Source organism: Streptosporangiales bacterium (genome assembly GCA_009379825.1).
GTDB lineage: Bacteria > Actinomycetota > Actinomycetes > Streptosporangiales > WHST01 > WHST01.
Map to the genome: position 1 here is coordinate 1 of WHTA01000095.1, position 19,287 is coordinate 19,287.

At 71.5% G+C, this 19,287-nt stretch carries 17 protein-coding genes and 1 pseudogene; 14 read left to right on the forward strand and 4 right to left on the reverse strand.

What is annotated here, in order from left to right; all coding sequences use genetic code 11:
* The 8 genes and pseudogenes from GEV07_27505 to GEV07_27540 all read left to right on the forward strand — a co-directional run.
* Positions 1–672: ATP-NAD kinase (locus GEV07_27505; GenBank protein MQA06305.1), on the forward strand; the 672-nt coding region annotated here is incomplete at its 5' end.
* Between the two features lie 112 nt (positions 673–784).
* Positions 785–1,564 (forward strand): acetoin reductase, encoded by a 780-nt coding sequence (locus GEV07_27510; protein MQA06306.1) that lies wholly within the window; start codon positions 785–787, stop codon positions 1,562–1,564.
* A 17-nt stretch (positions 1,565–1,581) separates the two neighbouring features.
* Entirely contained in the window at positions 1,582–2,577 is a 996-nt protein-coding gene (locus tag GEV07_27515; protein ID MQA06307.1) for an ABC transporter substrate-binding protein, read from the forward strand.
* Between the two features lie 25 nt (positions 2,578–2,602).
* The gene (locus GEV07_27520; GenBank protein ID MQA06308.1) at positions 2,603–3,616 is read left to right on the forward strand and encodes an alpha-ketoacid dehydrogenase subunit beta; all 1,014 of its coding nucleotides are present in this window, start codon (positions 2,603–2,605) and stop codon (positions 3,614–3,616) included.
* Between the two features lie 4 nt (positions 3,617–3,620).
* Positions 3,621–4,727 (forward strand): acetoin dehydrogenase dihydrolipoyllysine-residue acetyltransferase subunit, encoded by a 1,107-nt coding sequence (locus GEV07_27525; GenBank protein ID MQA06309.1) that lies wholly within the window; start codon positions 3,621–3,623, stop codon positions 4,725–4,727.
* 139 nt (positions 4,728–4,866) lie between these two features.
* On the forward strand, positions 4,867–6,087 hold the full coding sequence (locus GEV07_27530) for a GAF domain-containing protein (protein ID MQA06310.1): 1,221 nt from the start codon (positions 4,867–4,869) through the stop codon (positions 6,085–6,087).
* 306 nt (positions 6,088–6,393) lie between these two features.
* A pseudogene (locus tag GEV07_27535) lies at positions 6,394–8,100 on the forward strand (sodium/solute symporter).
* Positions 8,101–8,109: 9 nt separating this feature from the next.
* Positions 8,110–8,376 (forward strand): hypothetical protein, encoded by a 267-nt coding sequence (locus GEV07_27540; protein MQA06311.1) that lies wholly within the window; start codon positions 8,110–8,112, stop codon positions 8,374–8,376.
* A 29-nt stretch (positions 8,377–8,405) separates the two neighbouring features.
* On the opposite strand, the gene GEV07_27545 is transcribed toward GEV07_27540, so the two are convergent.
* A complete protein-coding gene (locus GEV07_27545) occupies positions 8,406–9,389 on the reverse strand; it encodes an alcohol dehydrogenase catalytic domain-containing protein (GenBank protein ID MQA06312.1) in 984 nt (327 codons plus the stop codon).
* 173 nt (positions 9,390–9,562) lie between these two features.
* Between GEV07_27545 and GEV07_27550 the strand changes: the two genes are divergently transcribed.
* From GEV07_27550 to GEV07_27560, 3 genes are all read left to right on the forward strand, one after another.
* Positions 9,563–11,161 (forward strand): ATP-binding cassette domain-containing protein, encoded by a 1,599-nt coding sequence (locus tag GEV07_27550; GenBank protein ID MQA06313.1) that lies wholly within the window; start codon positions 9,563–9,565, stop codon positions 11,159–11,161.
* Between the two features lie 186 nt (positions 11,162–11,347).
* Positions 11,348–11,563, forward strand: a complete 216-nt coding sequence (locus GEV07_27555; protein MQA06314.1) for a hypothetical protein — start codon at positions 11,348–11,350, stop codon at positions 11,561–11,563.
* Positions 11,564–11,756: 193 nt separating this feature from the next.
* On the forward strand, positions 11,757–13,649 hold the full coding sequence (locus GEV07_27560; protein MQA06315.1) for an ATP-binding cassette domain-containing protein: 1,893 nt from the start codon (positions 11,757–11,759) through the stop codon (positions 13,647–13,649).
* A 12-nt stretch (positions 13,650–13,661) separates the two neighbouring features.
* On the opposite strand, the gene GEV07_27565 is transcribed toward GEV07_27560, so the two are convergent.
* Both GEV07_27565 and GEV07_27570 read right to left on the reverse strand, forming a co-directional pair.
* On the reverse strand, positions 13,662–14,798 hold the full coding sequence (locus tag GEV07_27565; protein ID MQA06316.1) for an MFS transporter: 1,137 nt from the start codon (positions 14,796–14,798) through the stop codon (positions 13,662–13,664).
* A gap of 77 nt (positions 14,799–14,875) precedes the next feature.
* The gene (locus GEV07_27570) at positions 14,876–15,634 is read right to left on the reverse strand and encodes an SDR family oxidoreductase (GenBank protein ID MQA06317.1); all 759 of its coding nucleotides are present in this window, start codon (positions 15,632–15,634) and stop codon (positions 14,876–14,878) included.
* A 76-nt stretch (positions 15,635–15,710) separates the two neighbouring features.
* On the opposite strand from GEV07_27570, the gene GEV07_27575 reads away from it, so the two are divergent.
* Genes GEV07_27575 through GEV07_27585 form a run of 3 tightly spaced genes read left to right on the forward strand, consistent with a single transcriptional unit; the run spans position 15,711 to position 18,523 of the window.
* Positions 15,711–17,150, forward strand: a complete 1,440-nt coding sequence (locus GEV07_27575) for a GuaB1 family IMP dehydrogenase-related protein (GenBank protein ID MQA06318.1) — start codon at positions 15,711–15,713, stop codon at positions 17,148–17,150.
* Between the two features lie 49 nt (positions 17,151–17,199).
* Positions 17,200–17,727: a YbhB/YbcL family Raf kinase inhibitor-like protein gene (locus GEV07_27580; GenBank protein MQA06319.1), complete on the forward strand. Its 528-nt coding sequence runs from the start codon at positions 17,200–17,202 to the stop codon at positions 17,725–17,727.
* A 16-nt stretch (positions 17,728–17,743) separates the two neighbouring features.
* Complete coding sequence (locus GEV07_27585; protein ID MQA06320.1) at positions 17,744–18,523, forward strand: NAD-dependent deacetylase; 780 nt, start codon at positions 17,744–17,746, stop codon at positions 18,521–18,523.
* A 10-nt stretch (positions 18,524–18,533) separates the two neighbouring features.
* Here GEV07_27585 and GEV07_27590 read toward each other — a convergent pair whose 3' ends face one another.
* Entirely contained in the window at positions 18,534–19,205 is a 672-nt protein-coding gene (locus GEV07_27590; protein MQA06321.1) for a response regulator, read from the reverse strand.
* Between the last annotated feature and the right edge of the window lie 82 nt (positions 19,206–19,287).

Here is a 19,287-nt window from a genome sequence, read left to right on the forward strand (position 1 = left end):
ACCGCGCGGGTGGCCGCGGCCGCCTGCGGCGAGACCCCGTTGCTCGCGCTGTCGACGGGCACCAACAACGCCTTCCCCGTCATCAGGGAGGCGACGGTGGCCGGGCTCGCGGCCGGGCTGCTCGCCGTCGGCGCGGTGGACCCGCAGGAGGCCGTACGGCGCGCGACCGCGCTCGAGGTGCGCGCGGGCGACCGCACCGAGCTGGCGCTCGTGGACGTCTGCGTGTCCACGGCACGGCACGTCGGTGCGCGGGCGCTGTGGGACCCGGCCACGCTGACCGAGCTGTTCTGCACCTTCGCCGAGCCGGATGCTGTGGGCCTCTCCTCGGTCGCGGGTCTGGTCTGCCGCAGCCCGCGCAGCGAACGCACCGGCGTCGCGGTGCTGTTCGCCCCGGTCTCGACCGCGCGCTACGTCGTGCAGGCGCCGATCGCGCCCGGTCTCGTCACGCCGGTGGGCGTGCAGGCGTGGCGGCGGCTCGCGGTCGGCGAGGAGATCAGGATCACCGCGCCGCACGGCGTGCTCGCCGTGGACGGCGAGCGCGAGATCGAGTTCGACGGCGGGAACACCCCACGGGTCCGGCTGCGCGGCGACGGGCCGCGCTGTGTGGACGTGCCCGCTGTGCTGGCCGCGGCGGCCGCACGCGGGCTCGTCCGGAGAGGAGCGAGCGGATGAGCGAAAGAGCCGACGAGCGCGCCGGAGGTGGGGGCCGCGATGCGGCCGTACCGGCTTGGAGCGCCCCCGCGGCGCCCGCCGGAGTAAGCGAGGAGGCGGTCGCGTGCAGGCACTGAGCGAGGAGAACCGGGTTGCGATCGTGACGGGGGCCGGCCGCGGTATCGGCAGGGGCATTGCCCTGCGGCTGGCGTCCGACGGCCTCGCGGTCGCCGTGAACGACCTGGACGAACAGCGCGCGAAGGACGTCGCGGCGGAGATCCAGACGGCCGGCGGCAGGGCGGTGGCGCTACCGGCGGACGCCAGCGACCGCGATGCGGTGTTCCGGCTGGTGGCCGACGCCGTCGCCGAGCTCGGCCGGCTGGACGTGATGGTGGCCAACGCCGGCATCGCCCAGGTGCGGTCGCTGCTCGACATCCGGCCGGACGACCTGGAGCGGCTCTTCGCGGTGAACGTGTTCGGCGTCGTGTACGCGATCCAGGCGGCCGCGGAGCGGTTCATCGCCCAGGGCGGTGGCGGCAAGATCGTCAACGCCGCGTCCATCGCCGGGCATGCCGGGTACGAGCTGCTCGGGCACTACTCGGCGACGAAGTTCGGGGTGGTGGCGCTCACCCAGACGGCGGCCAAGGAGCTGGCCAAGCGCGGCATCACGGTGAACGCGTACTGCCCGGGCATCGTCGGCACCGACATGTGGGACCTCATCGACGAACAGATGGGTCCGTACCTCGGCACGGCGAAGGGCGAGGCGCTGCAGCGGAGCAGCAGGTCGATCGCGCTCGGCCGCGTGCAGGAGCCTGCGGACGTCGCCGCGTTCGTGTCGTACCTCGCCAGCCACGACTCCGACTACATGACCGGTCAGTCCGTCGTCATCGACGGCGGCATCGTCATGCGCTGACAACGAAGGAGACCACCATGACCCAGACACTGCCAGAAGCGGGCGCCGGCGAGCTAGGCGCCGACGACCTGCTCGACGCGTACCGGATCATGCGCACCATCCGCGGGTTCGAGGACCGTGTGCACGAGGAGTTCGCCACCGGCGATATCCCCGGCTTCGTGCACCTGTACGCGGGCGAGGAGGCGTCCGCGACCGGGGTGTGCCTGCACCTGGACGGGTGCGATGCCATCGCCAGCACCCACCGCGGGCACGGCCACTGCATCGCGAAGGGTGTCGACGTGAAGTCGATGATGGCGGAGATCTACGGCAAGAAGACCGGTGCCTGCCACGGCAAGGGCGGCTCCATGCACATCGCCGACCTGAACCGCGGGATGCTCGGCGCCAACGGCATCGTCGGCGGCGGCCCGCCGCTGATCTGCGGCACGGCGCTTGCGGCGAAGCTGCAGGGCACCGGCGGTGTGGGCGTGACGTTCTTCGGCGACGGCGCGAGCAACCAGGGCACCACGCTCGAGGCGCTCAACCTCGCGTCGGTGTGGAACCTGCCGGTCGTCTTCGTCGCGGAGAACAACGGGTACGCGGAGACCACGGCGAGCACCTGGTCGGTGGCGTCGGACAACATCGCGGACCGGGCCGCGGCGTTCGGCATGCCCGGCGTGATCGTGGACGGCTTCGACTTCTTCGCCGTGCACGAGGCCGCCGGCGAGGCGGTCGCACGGGCCCGCGGTGGCGGCGGGCCGACGCTGCTCGAGGTGAAGTTCACCCGCTACTACGGGCACTTCGAGGGCGACCAGCAGGCGTACCGCGGCGACGAGGTCGCCGAGGCGAAGGCGCGGCTCGATTGCCTGACGCGGTTCCGTAACCGGGTCACGGAGACCGGCCTGCTCGGCGCGGACCGGCTGGACGCGATCGACGCGGAGGTGGCCGCGCTCATCGACGCGGCCGTCGCCGAGGCGAAGCAGGCGCCGAAGCCCACGGCTGCGGACCTCGAGACCGACGTCTACGTGAAGTACTGACCCTGCCGACGACGAGGAGAAGGCCATGGCACGCAGCATCAGTTACCGAGAGGCCCTCAACGAGGCGTTGGCGCAGGAGATGGCCCGCGACGAGAGTGTCATCGTGATGGGGGAGGACAATGCCGGCGGCGAGGGCGCGCACGGCGACATGGACGCCTGGGGTGGCGTGCTCGGCGTCACCAAGGGGCTGTACCACAAGTACCCGGGCCGGGTGCTCGACACACCGATCTCCGAGTCGGCGTTCATCGGTGCCGCCATCGGCGCGGCCACCCGCGGCATGCGACCGGTCGCTGAGCTGATGTTCATCGACTTCATGGGCGTCTGCTTCGACCAGATCTTCAACCAGGCCGCGAAGTTCAGGTACATGTTCGGCGGGAAGGCCGTGACGCCGGTCGTCATCCGCACCATGTACGGCGCCGGCCTGCGTGCGGCGGCGCAACACTCGCAGTCGCTGTACACGCTGTTCACCAGTGTGCCAGGGCTGAAGGTCGCGATGCCGGCGACGCCGTACGACGCGAAGGGGTTGATGATCCAGGCGATCAGGGACGACGACCCGGTGATCTTCTGCGAGCACAAGGCGCTGTACGACATGACAGGCGACGTGCCAGAGGACAGCTACGCGCTGCCGTTCGGCGAGGCGAACGTGGTCAGGGACGGCGGTGACGTGACGGTCGTGGCGCTCGGCCGGATGGTGCACGTCGCGTCCGAGGCCGCGGACGAGCTCGCGAACAGCGGCGTGGAGGCGGAGGTCGTCGACCTGCGCACCACCAGCCCGCTCGACGAGGACACCGTGCTGGAGAGCGTGGAGAACACCGGCCGGCTGGTCGTCGTGGACGAGGCGACGCCGCGGTGCGGCATGGCCGCGGACGTCTCGGCGATGGTGGCCGCGAAAGCGTTCGGCGCGCTGCGCGGGCCGATCGAGCTGGTGACCGCGCCGCACACGCCGGTGCCGTTCAGCGACGCGCTCGAGGACCTCTACATTCCTGGCCCGCAGCGGGTCGTGGGCGCGGTGAAGACCGTGCTCGACTGGAAGCGGTGAGCCGATGGGCGAGATCCACAAGGTCACCATGCCCAAGTGGGGCCTGTCGATGACGCACGGCAAGGTCATCGAGTGGCTGGTGGCCGAGGGCGACGAGGTCGCCGCCGGCACCGAGCTGGCGGACATCGAGACGGAGAAGATCGCCGGCACGCTGGAGGCCGCCGATGCCGGCGTGGTGCGCAGGTTCGTGGCCGACGTCGGCGCGGACGTGCCGGTCAGCGCCACCATCGCGCTGGTGGCACCGGCGGACGTGCCGGACAGCGAGATCGACGCGGCGGCCGCCGCGGCCGCGGAGGAGGTCGCGGCGGGCACGCTTGCGGTCGACGAGGGACCGGTCGTCTCGACCGTGGAGGTCGCCGGCCGCACCCTCTCGTACGTGACCGCAGGCGAGGAGGGCGAGACCGTCGTGCTCGTGCACGGGTACGGCGGTGACGCGAACTCCTGGCTGTTCGTCCAGGAGCCGCTGGCGGCGAAGCACGTCGTGCACGCCGTCGACCTGCCAGGGCACGGCGCGTCGAGCAAGGACGTCGGCGACGGGTCGCTGGCCACGCTCGCCGAAGTAGTGCTCGGCTTCCTGGACGCAGCCGGGACCGGGCGCGCGCACCTGGTCGGGCACTCCCTGGGTGGTGCCGTCATCGCCGCGGCGGCCGCGCAGGCGCCGGAAAGGGTGGCGTCGCTGACCCTCGTGGCGCCGGCCGGGTGCGGCACCGAGGCGGACGCGGAGTACCTGCGCGGCTTCGCCGGGGCGCAGTCGCGCCGCGACCTGAAACCGTTGGTGGGCCGGCTGTTCGCCGACTCCGGGCAGGTGACCAGGCAGCTGGTGGACGACCTGCTGAAGTACAAGCGCCTGGACGGCGTCGACGCGGCGTTGCACCGGCTGGTCGACACCCTGCTCGACGGTGACCGGCAACGCATCGACACGGTGGCCACGCTGACACAGCTGTCGGTGCCGGTCACCGTGGTGTGGGGCGCGGCGGACCAGATCCTGCCGGCGGCGCACGCGGAGAACGTCCGGCGGGCACGGCCGGACGCGAAGGTGACCGTCGTACCGGACGCCGGGCACATGGTGCACATGGAGGCACCCCCCTCGGTAAGGGAGGCGCTGACCTAGCGGGACTATCTTGATCTTGCGCTCCTGACGCAGACTGGTGCCAGCGGACCCAGGAGGTTCGGTGGCATCAGCAGCACGTCTCGAAGCCGCGGTCCCGGTCGGCGCCGACCCGGTCCGCCACGCGCGTGCGCTGGCACGCGTGCACGAAGCCGCGCTGGCCGGCGAGCCCATCGGGGCGATCGTGCGGCCGTTGATCTCCGAGTCGTGGCACCGGGTGCTCGACCAGGGTGTGGATCCCGACCGCGGCGGCGACGCCGTGCCGCTGGCCCGCGAGGAGGTCGAACGCCGCCGCCGTACGTCGCACCTCACCGAGCTGCTGCCGGTGCTGCGCGACGGTCTGCTGAAGGTCGCCGACGACGCGGCGCACATCATGGTCGTGGTCGACAGGGACAGCCGGGTGCTGTGGCGCGAGGGCAGCACGTCGGTGAAGCTGGGCGCGGACCGGCTGGGCTTCGTCGAGGGCGCCAGCTGGGCGGAGTGCGCGGTCGGCACCAACGCGATCGGCACCGCCGCCGTCGTACGCCGGCCGGTGCAGGTCTACTCGGCCGAGCATTTCGTCCGCACCCACCACGCCTGGACGTGCGCCGCCGCGCCCGTACGTGACCCGCGCGACGGCACGCTGCTCGGCGTGGTGGACGTCAGCGGCCCGGCCCGCACGGTGCACGCCAGCACGCTGGCGCTCGTCGAGGCGGTGTGCCGGCTGGCCGAGAGCCAGCTGCGCAGCGCGCACCACGACGACCTGGCCAGGCTGCGCGCGGTCGCCGCACCCGTGCTGGCGAGGATCGAAGGCAAGGCGCTGGTGACCGACGCGCACGGCTGGGTCGCGGCGGCGTCCGGCCTGGCGCCGGTCGACCGGGTGCTGCTGCCACAGAGCGTGGACGAACGCAGCACCTGGCTGCCGGCGTTCGGGGAGTGCCACCTGGAGCCGTTGCCCGGCGGCTGGTTGATCCGGCCGACCGAGGCGGAGACCGCGACGCCGAGCCGGGTGGTGCTCGACCTGCGCGGGCCGCGGCACTGGCGGCTCACGGTCAGCGGCACGTCAGGTACCTGGGAGCACCAGCTGAGCCCGCGGCACGCGGAGCTGCTGCTGTTGCTCGCCGCCGCGCCGGAGGGACGGACCGCCGCGGAGCTCGCCGGCCAGCTGTTCGGCCACGCGGACCGCACCGTGACGGTGCGGGCGGAGATGTCCCGGCTGCGGCGGCACCTCGGGGCCGTGCTCGACCACCGGCCGTACCGGTTCGCGGACTGGGTGCAGGTGCAGTGCCGTACCCCGGACTCGACCGCCGACCTGCTGCCGTTCTCCACCGCACCTGGTGTGGCGGTGCTGCGCGGGCGGGTAGACGGGGGATGGGTGCGGTAGCTGGTTGGGGCAGCCAACTACCGCACCCGCTCGCCGTGTGCCCGAGGGGTGTGGTGGACAAGGTGCACACGCCGAGGTTTGGACCCCGTACGCAAGACGGCTAGCTGCCCGGGGTGGTTGACCAGCGGCCGCGCGGATTTGGGAGTGGGGCGGTCCGTGCATACGGATCACCCCGGGTGACAAGCCACGTGCGGTGATCTTCGTGACTGTCCGGCGTCGATAGTTCGCCGTTCGTGATCGCTGCTGTTACGGTGCCCTCTGCGCAAAAGGCAAATCTTTGCAGCGTCTCTTGCCTGAAGGGTAATCATGCACGTGCTCGCGGAGTCCAGCCTGCGACTCGGCGCGGCCCCGGTCGACTACCTGCTGGTGGGGATCTACTTCGTCTTCGTCCTCGGCATCGGCCTGGTGGCCAGGCGCTCGGTGTCGTCCAGCCTGGACTTCTTCCTGTCCGGGCGGTCGATGCCGGCGTGGGTCACTGGTCTGGCGTTCATCTCCGCCAACATCGGGGCGGTCGAGCTGTTCGGCATGACGGCGAACGGCGCGGCGTACGGCATCCCCACGGTGCACTACTTCTGGATCGGCGCGATACCGGCCATGGTCTTCCTCGGCCTGGTCATGATGCCGTTCTACTACGGCTCCAAGGTGCGCAGCGTCCCCGAGTTCATGCTCCGCCGGTTCGGCCGGTTCGCGCACCTGGTGAACGGTCTCAGCTTCGCCGCCGCGTAGGTGCTGATCGCGGGCGTGAACCTGTACGCACTCTCCACGGTGGTCAACATCCTGGTCGGCTGGCCGACGTCGGTGTCGATCGTGGTGGCGGCGCTGATCGTGTTGGTCTACACGGCGCTCGGCGGGTTGTCCGCGGCCATCTACAACGAGGTGATGCAGTTCTTCGTCATCATGGCGCTGCTGCTGCCTGTGACGTTCGTCGGCCTGCACAAGGTGGGCGGCTACGACGGCCTGGTCGCGAAGATCACCGCCAACAGCCCGGACGCGGCACTGCAGCTGTCCTCGTGGCCGGGCACCAACCTCACCGGTATCGCCGACCCGGTGCTCTCTGTGCTCGGCATCGTGTTCGGCCTCGGCTTCGTGCTCTCGTTCGGCTACTGGACGACGAACTTCGCCGAGGTCCAGCGTGCCCTGTCGGCGAAGAACATGTCCGCGGCTCGGCGTACTCCGCTGATCGGGGCGTACTACAAGAGCTTCGTGGTGCTCGTGGTGGCCATCCCCGGCATGCTGGCCGCCGTCATCTCGCCGGAGCTCGCCGAGTACAAGGCGAAGGTCGCGGAGAACCCGGACTACGCCGGCGGCGAGGTGACGTACAACAACGCGCTTGAGCTGCTGCTGCGCGACCTGCTGCCCAACGGCATGCTCGGTGTCGCCATCGCGGGTCTGGTCGCTGCGTTCATGGCGGGCATGGCGGCCAACGTGAGCTCGTTTAACACGGTGTTCACGTACGACATCTGGCAGGCGTACATCGTCAAGGACAAGCCGGACGACTACTACCTGAGGGTGGGCAGGATCGCGACCGTCTGCGGCTGCCTGATCGCGATCCTCACCGCGTTCATCGCCGCTGGCTACAACAACATCATGGACTACCTCCAGACGTTGTTCAGCTTCTTCAACGCGCCGCTGTTCGCGACCTTCCTGCTCGGCATGTTCTGGAAGCGGATGACGCCGATGGCCGGTGGTTTCGGCCTGGTGGCAGGCACATTGGCGGCGATCACCGTGGACCGGCTGGTCGCGTTCGGCGTGCTGACCATGTCCGGGCAGGGGCCGAGCTTCGTCGCGGCGATCGCGGCGTTCGTGGTCGACATCGTGATGAGCGTGCTCGTCACGCTGGTGACGAAGCCGAAGCCCAACGCGGAGCTGGTCGGCCTGGTGTGGTCGCTGACGCCGCGGCACACGCTGAAGGGCGAGGCGCATCCGGGCGACGACGCGTGGTACCGCAAGCCCGTAGTCCTCGGCGTCGGGGTGCTCGTCATCGCCGTCGTCCTGAACGTGATCTTCTGGTGAGGTGGAACGATGACAGCAAGGCGTACTGCGGGACTGTTCGACCTGCGGGTGATCATCGCGCTGCTGATGGGCATCTTCGGCCTGGTGGTGACGCTGATGGGCCTGTTCGGCAGCTCGACGAAGACGACCGCGAGCGGTGACCCGCTGGAAGTCAACGTGAACCTCTGGTCCGGCATCCCCATGCTGCTGCTCGCCGCGGGCTTCGCGCTGTGGGCGAAGCTGCGGCCCACCGTGCTGCCGCCGGAACCCGCCGACGACGAGGAACCGCCGGATTGACCGATGCCCGGGCGGCCGGGGGTGAGGCGCTACCTGTCGGGGTGCACCACGACCTTCAGGCCGTCGCGGGCGTCCGCCGTCCGGAACGCCTTCGCCACCTCGGCGAGCGGGAACTCGTGGCTGACCAGCGACCGGACGTCGACCAGCCCCTTCGCGACCAGGTCGATGGCGCGCGGGTAGGCGTCGTTCATCCGCCTGGCCAGCGCGAGCGTGAGGCCCTTGCGGCGGCCCGCCGAGGCGGTGAACGCGGTGCGGTCGTCGGACGGGATGCCGCCGAGCACCACGCGCCCGCCCGGCCTGGTGGCCCGGATCGCCAGCTCGACCGCCTCGCCCGGCCCGGCGATCTCGAACGTCACGTCCGTCTCCGCCGGCAGCGGCTCGCCGGGCGCGACGGCGAGGTCCACGCCGAGTCGCTGCGCCGCTGCGCGCCGGTGCGGCAGCGGCTCCACCGCGTACACGGTGGTCGCGCCGGCCAGCCGGGCCACCTGCGCGAGCAACAGGCCGACGGGACCGCAGCCCACCACCGTCACCGTCGTGCCGACGGCGACGTGCCCGAGGTCGAGCGCGTGCAGCGCGACGCCGAGCGGCTCGAGCATCGCGCCGTCGGTCGCGGTGAGCGGGTCGGGCAGCGGGAACAGCAGGTGCGTTGGCCAGGCCAGGTACTCCCGCAGCCCGCCGTCGCACGGGCTCTGTCCGGCGAACACCACCTGCGGGCACAGGTTGCGGTGGCCGCGGTGGCACTGCGCGCACTGCTCGCAGGGGATGGCCGGGTCGACGGCGACCAGCGTGCCGTCCAGCTCACCGCCGGTGACCACGCCGGCCAGCTCGTGCCCGGCCACCAGCGGGCGGTCGAGCGCGATGCTGCCGATCCCGCCCTCGGCGTACCAGTGCAGGTCGGAGCCGCACAGGCCGACCGCCGTGATCTGGACGAGGCTCTCGCCGGCTGCTGGGGTCGGTACCGGCTCGTCGCCGAGACGGACGTCGGCCGCACCGTGGATACGCGCTGTCTGCACGACCCCATATAACCGTGTCGCGGTGCCGGCGCGCGACCGGGTAACATGGCCGGCGTGTTTCACCTGATGGTCGATTGACCCTGCCCCGGGGTCGCCGTGACGCCTAGCGAGGCGAGTCGGCGGCCGGTTTCGCCCACCGCAAACCGACCTCGACCAAGGAAGCACACCCACTCATGATCGTTGCTACCGACCTGACGCTGCGCGCCGGCTCCCGGCTGCTGCTCGACCAGGCCTCGTTCCGTGTCGCGCCCGGCGACAGGGTCGGCCTGGTCGGCCGCAACGGCGCCGGCAAGACCACGCTGGCCAAGGTGCTCGCCGGCGAGGGGATCCCGGCGTCCGGCAGCGTCACCCGCACCGGCGCGGTGGGCTACCTGCCGCAGGACCCGCGTACCGGCGACCTGGACGTCCTCGCCCGCGACCGCATCCTGTCCGCCCGCGGTCTGGACGAGGTGCTGCGCCGGATGCGCGCGAACGAGGAGCGGATAGCCTCGGGCACCGGCCGCACCCGCGACGACGCCATGCGCAAGCACGCGCGGCTGGAGGCCCAGTTCCTCGCCGGCGGCGGCTACGCCGCCGAGTCGGAGGCGGCCTCGATGGCGGCGAGCCTCGGCCTGCCCGAGCGGGTGCTCGGCCAGCCACTGGCCACGTTGTCCGGCGGCCAGCGGCGGCGGGTGGAGCTGGCCAGGATCCTGTTCGGCGACGCGGAGTCGCTGCTGCTCGACGAGCCGACCAACCACCTCGACGCCGACTCGATCCTGTGGCTGCGCGACCATCTCAAGTCCGTACGGGGCGGGCTGGTGGTCATCAGCCACGACACCGCCCTGCTCGACGTGGTGGTGAACAAGGTGTTCCACCTGGACGCCAACCGCACGGTGCTCGACCTGTACAGCCTCGGCTGGACGGCGTACCTGGAGCAGCGGGAGACCGACGAACGGCGGCGGCGCAGGGAGCGCGCGAACGCGGAGCAGAAGGCGTCCAGGTTGCAGGCCCAGGCCGACCGGATGCGCTACAAGGCGACGAAGGCGCGTGCCGCGCAGAACATGGAACGCCGCGCACACCGCATGCTCGCCGGGCTGGAGGAGGAGCGCCGCGCCGACCGGGTGGCGAAGCTGCGGCTGCCGGAACCCGCGGCGTGCGGCCGCACGCCGCTGACCGCGCGCGGCCTGTCCAAGTCGTACGGGTCGCTCGAGGTCTTCACCGACGTCGACCTGGCGATCGACCGGGGCAGCAGGGTCGTGGTGCTCGGCCTGAACGGCGCCGGCAAGACCACGTTGCTGCGGCTGCTCGGCGGCCAGGAGGAGCCGGACACCGGCACCGTCGACGCCGGGCACGGCCTGCGGCTCGGCTACTACGCGCAGGAGCACGAGACGCTGCAGCCGGACGCGTCGGTGCTGCAGACCATGCGCGACGTCGCGCCGGCGATGAGCGACACCGAGCTGCGGCGGGTGCTCGGCTCGTTCCTGTTCACCGGCGACACCGTGGACCAGCCCACCCGCACGTTGTCCGGCGGGGAGAAGACCCGGCTGACGCTGTCGCGGCTGGTGGTGTCGAGCGCGAACGTCCTGCTGCTCGACGAGCCGACGAACAACCTCGACCCGGCCAGCCGGGAGGAGGTGCTGAGCGCCATCCACCACTACCCGGGCGCGATCGTGCTCGTCACGCACGACGAGGGCGCCGTCGAGGCGCTGAAGCCGGACCGGGTGCTGCTGCTGCCCGACGGCGACGAGGACCTGTGGAACGAGAGCTACCTCGAGCTGGTATCGCTGAGCTGATGGTCACGGTGCCGGGCGTCGCCGATCCCGCTCGGTAGGCACGGTCACGCTGTGCGCAAGCCGCGCCGCGGCGCCCCGCTCGACTTGTCAGGTGGCGGCAGAAGAGTTTCGCCGAACCACTGACATCTCCCCAGGTGCCGCGTGATCATGAAGGTGAGTGACCACCGTTCCTACGAGGGAGGAAGCGTGGCCAACGTAAGGAAGGGCATGCGAATCAGCGGTGCCGACCGCGAGCAGATCACCGCCGAGATCAGGCGGAGGTACGAGAATGGGGAGTCGATCCGGTCGATCGCGGCTGCTGTGCAGCGGTCGTACGGGTTCGTGAACCGGGTGCTGCACGAGTCCGGGGTGACCTTGCGCAGTCGCGGCGGCGCGACCCGCCGCCGGGCGGGCGCGCACTGAGTCAGCCACCACCGACGACCGACGGCCGGGAACGGAGGTGCCGACGGCAGGAAAAACGAGTAGGCGGTCGCCACGGCCGGTGGTGATCCGTCGGTCTACCGTGGCCGCGTACGGAAGAATGTGTGCGGGCGGAGCGTTCTTCGGGTGTGGATGTAATCGTGTAATCGCCCGCGTTGGACGGAGAACGCTCGTGATGATGCCCGGCGGACAACCTGGGTGGACGGGCATGCGCAGCATGTCCAGGGACCGGTCCGTCACCAAGGAGAAGATCAGCAAGGAGACGATCCGCAGGATCGGCGCGTTCGCGCGGCCGTACTGGCGGCAGGTCACCGTCCTGGTCCTCATCCTCGGGGTCTCCGCGGCCCTGGGCGCCGCGAACCCGCTGCTGTTCAGGGAGATCATCAACAAGGGCATCCTCGGCAAGGACATCCCCCTGATCGTCGTGCTCGCGCTGGTCGTGGCCGGCATCGCCGTGCTCACGTCGGGCGCCATGGTGGTGCAGCGGTGGATCGCCGCGCGGATCGGCGAGGGCCTGATCTACGACATGCGCGCGCAGGTGTTCGCGCACATCCAGCGGATGCCGATCGCGTTCTTCACCCGCACCCAGACGGGTGCGCTCATCTCCCGGCTGAACAACGACGTGCTCGGCGCACAGCGCGCGTTCACGACCACGCTGGCGAACGTGGTCAGCAACCTGATCAGCGTCACCGTCACGCTGGTCGCGATGTTCTTCCTGTCCTGGCAGATCACGCTCACCGCGCTGCTGTTGCTGCCGCTGTTCCTGCTGCCGGCGCGGTACTTCGGCCGGAAGCTGCAGGCGATCACCAGGGAGTCTTACGACCTCAACGCCGAGATGAACACCCTGATGACCGAGCGGCTGAACGTCGCGGGCGCGATGCTGGTGAAGCTGTTCGGCCAGCACGACCGCGAGGACAACGCGTTCCAGGGGCGGGCCGGCCGGGTGCGCGACATCGGCGTCACGCAGGCGGTGTACGGCAGCTTCTTCATGGCGGCGCTGACCCTCATCGCGGCGCTCGCCACCGCGCTGGTCTACGGCTGGGGCGGGATCGAGGCCGTGCGCGGGCTGCTCGACGTCGGCACCGTCGTCGCGATGACCGCGTACCTGACCAGGTTGTACGGCCCGCTGACCGCGCTCTCGAACGTGAACGTGGACGTGATGACCGCGCTGGTGTCCTTCGACCGGGTGTTCGAGGTGCTCGACCTGGAGCCCGCGGTGGACGACCGGCCGGCCGCCAGGTCGCTCACCAGGGAAGAGGCGACCACCATCGAGTTCGACCACGTCGACTTCAGGTACCCGACGGCCGACGAGATCTCGCTGGCGTCGCTGGAGTCGGTGGCGACGCTCGACCAGCGGCCGGAGAAGCAGGTGCTCTTCGACGTCAGCTTCCGCGCCGAGGCCGGGCACCTGGTCGCGCTCGTCGGCCCGTCCGGCGCCGGCAAGACCACGATCTCGCACCTGGTGCCGCGGATGTACGACGTGCAGGACGGCGCGGTGCGCGTCGGCGGGCAGGACGTGCGCGACGTGCGCCTGGCCGATCTGCGCGACGTGGTCGGGGTGGTCACGCAGGACTCGCACATGTTCCACGACACTGTGCGCGCGAACCTGGAGTACGCGCGGGCGGACGCCACCGACGACGAGATCTGGCACGCGCTGGACGACGCGCACATCGGCGACCTGGTGCGCGGCCTGCCCGACGGGCTGGACACCGTCGTCGGGGAGCGCGGCTACCGGCTGTCCGGCGGGGAGAAGCAGCGGCTGGCGATCGCCCGGCTGCTGCTGAAGGCGCCGTCGGTGGTGGTGCTCGACGAGGCGACGGCGCACCTCGACTCCGAGTCCGAGGTGGCGGTGCAGCGGGCCCTGAACACGGCCCTGGCCGGGCGTACGTCGCTGGTCATCGCCCACCGGCTCTCCACCGTGCGCCACGCCGACCTGATCCTCGTGCTCGACGACGGCCGAGTGGTGGAACGCGGCAGGCACGACCAGCTGCTGGCCGCCGGCGGCCTCTACGCGGACCTGTACCACACCCAGTTTGCCAGCCAGGCCGACGACTCGATCCCGGTCTGACGCCGGCGGGTGTCAGCGTCGGCGGAGCACGAGGGCGGTCAGCCAGGTCACCGCGGCGGCGAGGACGGCCGCCGGCGTCACCACGAGGAAGCCGCCGCTGCCGGCGGTCAGGTCGGCGACCCTGCCGGCCAGCCAGGAACCGACGGCGACGCCGACGAGGATGCCGGTGGTCACCCAGGTCAGCGACTCGGTGAGGGTGTCCTTCTGCACCCGCTCCACCAGCGTCGTGCACGACACGATCAGCGGCGCGATCGCTACCCCGCTGACGAACGCGAACGCGGCGACCAGGCCGATGGAGGACAGGAACGCCAGCGGCAGGAACGCCACACCGAGCAGGGTGCCGGTCGCGACGACTCTGGCCAGCGGGTCCACCCGCAGCGGCAGCGCGCCGTAGGTCAGCCCGCCGGCGGCACTGCCCGCCGCGAACAGCGCGAGCACCAGGCCGGCCGCCCACGGCACGCCGGACGCGTCGGTGAACGCGACCACGGCCACGTCGAGTGCGCCGAGCGAGACGCCCGCCGTCAGCGTCACGAGGGTAACCAGGAACACCACAGGCTGCCGCAGCGCGAACCCGCTGCGGCCGTCCCTGACCTGCGGCGGCGGGTCGGTGGCGCGCTGGCGGACGAACCCGATGCCGCCCACGACGGTCACCACGAGCGCCGCGGCCAGGCCCGCGGTCGCGTGCACCCGGGTGGCGAGCAGGGTGACGAGCACCGGCCCGGTGACGAACAGCAGCTCGTCGAACACCGACTCGAGGGCGTACGCGCTGTTGAGCTTCGGCGAGCCGGACAGCCGGTGCGCCCACCGCGCCCGGACGAACGGGCCGACCGGCGGATAGCAGCCGCCGGTCACCACCGCCCACACGCCGAGCACCCAGGTGGGCGCGCCGAGCACGGCGCTGCCGGCCAGGCCGACCAGCCCGACGCAGTGCACGGGCACGGCGAGGGTGACCACCCTGCCCTGGCCGTACCTGTCGGCGAGCCGGCCGAGCAGCGGGGCGCCCGCGGCACCGGCGAGCACGGAGACCCCGGCGATCAGACCCGCGGTCCCGTACGACCCGGTCAGCCCGGCGATCATCAGCACGATGCCGAGCGACAGCATGGCGATCGCCATCCGGCCGAGCAGCCCGAACGCGACGAAGCCCCGCACGGCGGGCGCGTCGAACAGCCCGGCGTAGTTGGCTAGCGGGCGGGGGGCGTCTTCGCCGAGGGCGCAGCTGGGGTGGTTCAGAGTGCTCGTAGTGCGCCACCGTCGACCGCCAACACGCTGCCGGTCATGTACGATGCGGCAGGAGAGAGGACGAAAGCGGCGACCCGACCGAACTCCTCGGGTGTGCCGTACCTGCGCAGCGGGATGCCGGCGGACCGCTCCTTGCGGGCCGCCGCCGCGTCACCGGTCGCGGCGTCGAGCTCCCTGGCACGCTCCGTGTCGATGCGGCCGGGCATCAGGCTGTTCACCCGCACCCCGCGGTCGCCGAGCTCGTCGGAGAGCGTCTTCGCGACCATGGCGAGGCCGGGCCGCAGGCCGTTGGAGATGGACAGCTGTGGGATCGGGGCGCGGACGGAGGTGGAGAGCACGAGGGCGATGGAGCCGCCGTCGGTCAGCCGGCCGGCGACGGTGGTCGCCAGCCGTACGGCACCGAGGAACACCGAGTCGAACGCCTGCTGCCACTGCTCGTCGGTCATGTTGCTCACCGGGCCGGCCGGCGGCCCGCCCACGCTGACCAGCAGGCCGTCGAGCCGGCCGTACGCGTCGTACGCGGCGTCGACCAGCTGCCGCGGGCTCGCCGGGTCGGCGTTGTCGACGACCAGGCCGGTGGCGTTCTCCGCGCCCAGCTCGGTCACCGTCTCGCGCACGTGCTCCTCGGAGCGGGACGAGACGACGACGCGGGCACCGTCGGCGACGAGCGCCTCGGCCGTCGCACGGCCGAGCCCCTTGGTGCCGCCCGTGACGATGTACACCCGACCAGCGAGTCCAAGATCCATGGGGGCATCTTGGCAGGTGCCGGCACCCGGTGGCGAATGGGTTGGCGCAGCGTCAGGCCCGTATGATCCTTGCATCGTGCGATTCATCAACGGCAGTAAGCCCGGCCAGGACCTGACCTACGACGACGTCTTCATGGCGCCGAGCCGCTCGTCGGTCGGCTCCAGGTTCGACGTCGACCTCGCTACCACCGACGGCACCGGCGCGACCATCCCCGTGGTCGTTGCGAACATGACAGCGATCTCCGGCCGGCGGATGGCCGAGACCGTGGCCCGCCGCGGTGCGGTGGCCGTGATCCCGCAGGACATCCCGGTGGAGGTGGTCAGCGAGGTGGTCGGCTGGGTGAAGCAGCGCCACCCCGTCTACGAGACACCGGTGACCCTCGACCCGCACGCCACGGTCAGCGACGCGCTCGCGCTCCTGCCGAAGCGGGCGCACGGCGCGGCGGTCGTGGTCGACGGCGCGGGCGCTCCGGTCGGCGTGGTCACGCAGGCCGACTGCGCAGGCGTGGACAGGTTCACCCAGCTCACCGAGCTGATGTCCGCGGAGCTGCTGACCGTACCCGAGGGCATCGAGCCGCGCCGGGCGTTCGAGACCATGCACTCCGCGCACCGCAGGCTGGCCCCGGTCGTCGACCCGTCCGGCCGGCTGGTCGGGCTGCTGACGCGGAAGGGCGCGCTGCGGTCCGCGCTGTACGAGCCGGCGCTGGACGCGTCCGGCCGGCTGCGCGTCGCCGCCGCGATGGGTGTTGGCGGGGACGTGGCGGAGCGCGCGGGCGCCCTGCTCGCGGCCGGTGTCGACTGCCTGGTGATCGACACGGCGCACGGGCACCAGGAGAAGATGATCGAGGCGCTCGAGACCGTGCGTGCCCTCGCGCCCGCGGTGCCGCTCGTCGGTGGCAACGTGGTGACCGCCGACGGGGTGCACGACCTGGTCGCGGCCGGCGCGGACATCGTGAAGGTCGGCGTCGGGCCCGGCGCCATGTGCACCACGAGGATGCGCACCGGCGTCGGCCGCCCGCAGTTCTCCGCGGTGTACGAGTGTGCCGCCGCCGCGCGCGAGACGGGCAGGCATGTGTGGGCGGACGGTGGTGTGCGGCACCCGCGCGACGTCGCACTCGCGCTCGCGGCCGGGGCGTCGAACGTGATGGTCGGGTCGTGGTTCGCCGGCACGCACGAGTCGCCGGGCGACTTCCACGAGTCGAACGACGGCCGGATGTACAAGGAGAGCTTCGGCATGGCGTCCGCCCGCGCGGTGCGCAGCAGGACCTCGGAGGAGTCGCCGTTCGACCGGGCGAAGAAGGCGCTGTTCGAGGAGGGCATCTCCAGCGCGCGCATGTACATCGACCCGGAGCGGCCAGGCGTCGAGGACCTGCTCGACAGCATCGTCGCCGGGCTGCGCAGCGCCTGCACGTACGCCGGCGCGCGGACGCTCGACGAGCTGCACGACCGGGCGGTGGTGGGCGTGCAGAGCGGCGCCGGCTATGCGGAAGGCATGCCGCTGTTCACGAGCTGGTAGACCTAGGGGGACGCAAGATCCAATCCGTCTCGACGACGCGGAGGTACGAATGACGGACGGGAAGCGGGCGCAGCTGCCGTACGAGTGGCTGCCCGAGGTGCCCACCTTCGAGGTGCGCAGCGACGACTTCACCGACGGGCAGACGCTGTCCAGTCAGCAGCAGCTCAGCGGCGAGAACGTGTCACCGCACCTGGCCTGGCAGGGCGCGCCGGACGGGACGAAGAGCTACGCGGTGACCTGCTTCGACCCGGATGCCCCGACCGGCAGCGGGTTCTGGCACTGGGTCCTGTTCGACATCCCGGCCAGCGTGACCGAGCTGCCGGCCGGCGCGGGCACCGGTGACATGGAGGGGCTGCCGACAAGCGCGACGCACGCGCGCAGCGACTTCGGCAAGAAGGAGTTCGGTGGTGCCGCGCCGCCCGAGGGCGACCCGGCGCACCGCTACGTCTTCACCGTGCACGCCCTGGACGTGGAGTCGCTCGGCCTGGACTCCGACGCGACGCCGGCCGTCGTCGGGTTCAACATGCACTTCCACACGCTCGCCCGGGCGACCGTCACCCCGGTCTTCGCACGCTGAGGCGAGGGCCGACCGGATGACTTCCGACCCGGTGACCGACGTGGAGCGGCGGGTCAGCGAGTGGCTGGTGGAGGCCCGCGAGGTTACGGTGCTCACCGGTGCGGGCATCTCCACCGACTCCGGCATCCCCGACTTCCGCGGGCCGCAGGGCGTGTGGCGGCAGGATCCCGCCGCACAGGAGCTGTCCACGCTGCAGTCGTACATCACCGACCCGGACGTACGACGCCGCGCCTGGCAGGGCAGGCTGCGGCATGCCGCGTGGGCCGCGGAGCCCAACGACGGCCACCGGGCGCTGGTCGAGCTCGAGCACGCCGGTCGTCTGGTGGCCGTCGTCACGCAGAACATCGACGGCCTGCACCAGGCGGCCGGCAACAGCGCCGGCCGGGTGATCGAGGTGCACGGCACGATCCACGAGGTGGAGTGCCTGGACTGCGGTGCCAGGTTCGGCATGCGGCCGGTCCTCGACCGGGTCGAGGCCGGCGAGGACGACCCGCCGTGCGCGGAGTGCGGCGGCATGCTGAAGTCGGCGACCATCTCGTTCGGTCAGGAGCTCGACCAGCGGGTGTGGCGGCAGGCGTTCGCGGCGGCCGCCAGCGCCCGGGTGTTCCTGGCCGTCGGCAGCTCGCTGACCGTCCACCCGGCCGCCGGCCTTTGCGACATAGCGATGGGCTCGTCGGCCAAATTGGTCGTGCTGAACGCCGAGCCCACCCCGTACGACGACCTCGCCGACGCGGTGTTGCGCACCCGGATCAGCGAGGTGCTGCCGAGGATCGTCGCCGCCGCAGTGAGCCCCTGAAGGTCCCGCCTCAGGTGTGGTGCCCGGGACGGACCAGGCCGGTCTCGTAGGCGAGCACCACCAGCTGGGCGCGGTCGCGTGCACCGGTCTTGGTGAGGATGCGGCTGAGGTGGGTCTTCACCGTCAACGGGCTGAGCACCAGGTCCTCGGCGATCTCGTCGTTGGACTTGCCGTGGCCTACCTGTTGCAGCACCTCGCGCTCGCGCTCGGTGAGGACAGAGAGCCGCTCGGCCGCGTGCGCGTCCGTTGCCGGCAGCTCGAGGAACTTGCTGATCACCGCCTTCGTCGCGCCGGGGGAGAGCAGCGCCTCGCCGGCCGCCACCGTACGGATCGCGTCCAGCAGCACGGCCGGTTTCGCGTTCTTCACCAGGAAACCGCTGGCACCGGCACGCAAGGCCGGTACGACGTAGTCGTCGATCTCGAACGTGGTCAGCACCAGCACGCGCACCCCGGCGAGGGTGTCGTCGGCGGCGATCTTCCTGGTCGCCTCCAGCCCGTCCAGCACCGGCATCCTGATGTCCATCAGCACGATGTCCGCGCGCCGGCTCCTGGCTAGCTCGACGGCTTCAGCGCCGTTGCTCGCCTCGCCGACCACCTCGAGGTCGTCGGCGGAGTCCACCAGCACCCGGAAGCCGGCACGCACCAGCTCCTGGTCGTCCACGAGTAGCACCCGGATGGTCATCGCCTGCTCCTCGAGGTCGTCGACGGTAGCTGTGCGGTGACCCGGTAACCGCCCGCAACGGGTCCGTCCTGCACGGTGCCGC

Excerpts from the sequence above, each read along its gene's own strand:
- GEV07_27515 (MQA06307.1), top strand. The coding sequence starts at position 1,582 with ATGACCCAGACACTGCCAGAAGCGGGCGCCGGCGAGCTAGGCGCCGAC.
- GEV07_27520 (MQA06308.1), top strand. The coding sequence starts at position 2,603 with ATGGCACGCAGCATCAGTTACCGAGAGGCCCTCAACGAGGCGTTGGCG.
- GEV07_27525 (MQA06309.1), top strand. The coding sequence starts at position 3,621 with ATGGGCGAGATCCACAAGGTCACCATGCCCAAGTGGGGCCTGTCGATG.
- GEV07_27540 (MQA06311.1), top strand. The coding sequence starts at position 8,110 with ATGACAGCAAGGCGTACTGCGGGACTGTTCGACCTGCGGGTGATCATC.
- GEV07_27550 (MQA06313.1), top strand. The coding sequence starts at position 9,563 with ATGATCGTTGCTACCGACCTGACGCTGCGCGCCGGCTCCCGGCTGCTG.
- GEV07_27560 (MQA06315.1), top strand. The coding sequence starts at position 11,757 with ATGATGCCCGGCGGACAACCTGGGTGGACGGGCATGCGCAGCATGTCC.
- GEV07_27570 (MQA06317.1), bottom strand. The coding sequence starts at position 15,634 with ATGGATCTTGGACTCGCTGGTCGGGTGTACATCGTCACGGGCGGCACC.
- GEV07_27580 (MQA06319.1), top strand. The coding sequence starts at position 17,200 with ATGACGGACGGGAAGCGGGCGCAGCTGCCGTACGAGTGGCTGCCCGAG.
- GEV07_27585 (MQA06320.1), top strand. The coding sequence starts at position 17,744 with ATGACTTCCGACCCGGTGACCGACGTGGAGCGGCGGGTCAGCGAGTGG.
- GEV07_27590 (MQA06321.1), bottom strand. The coding sequence starts at position 19,205 with ATGACCATCCGGGTGCTACTCGTGGACGACCAGGAGCTGGTGCGTGCC.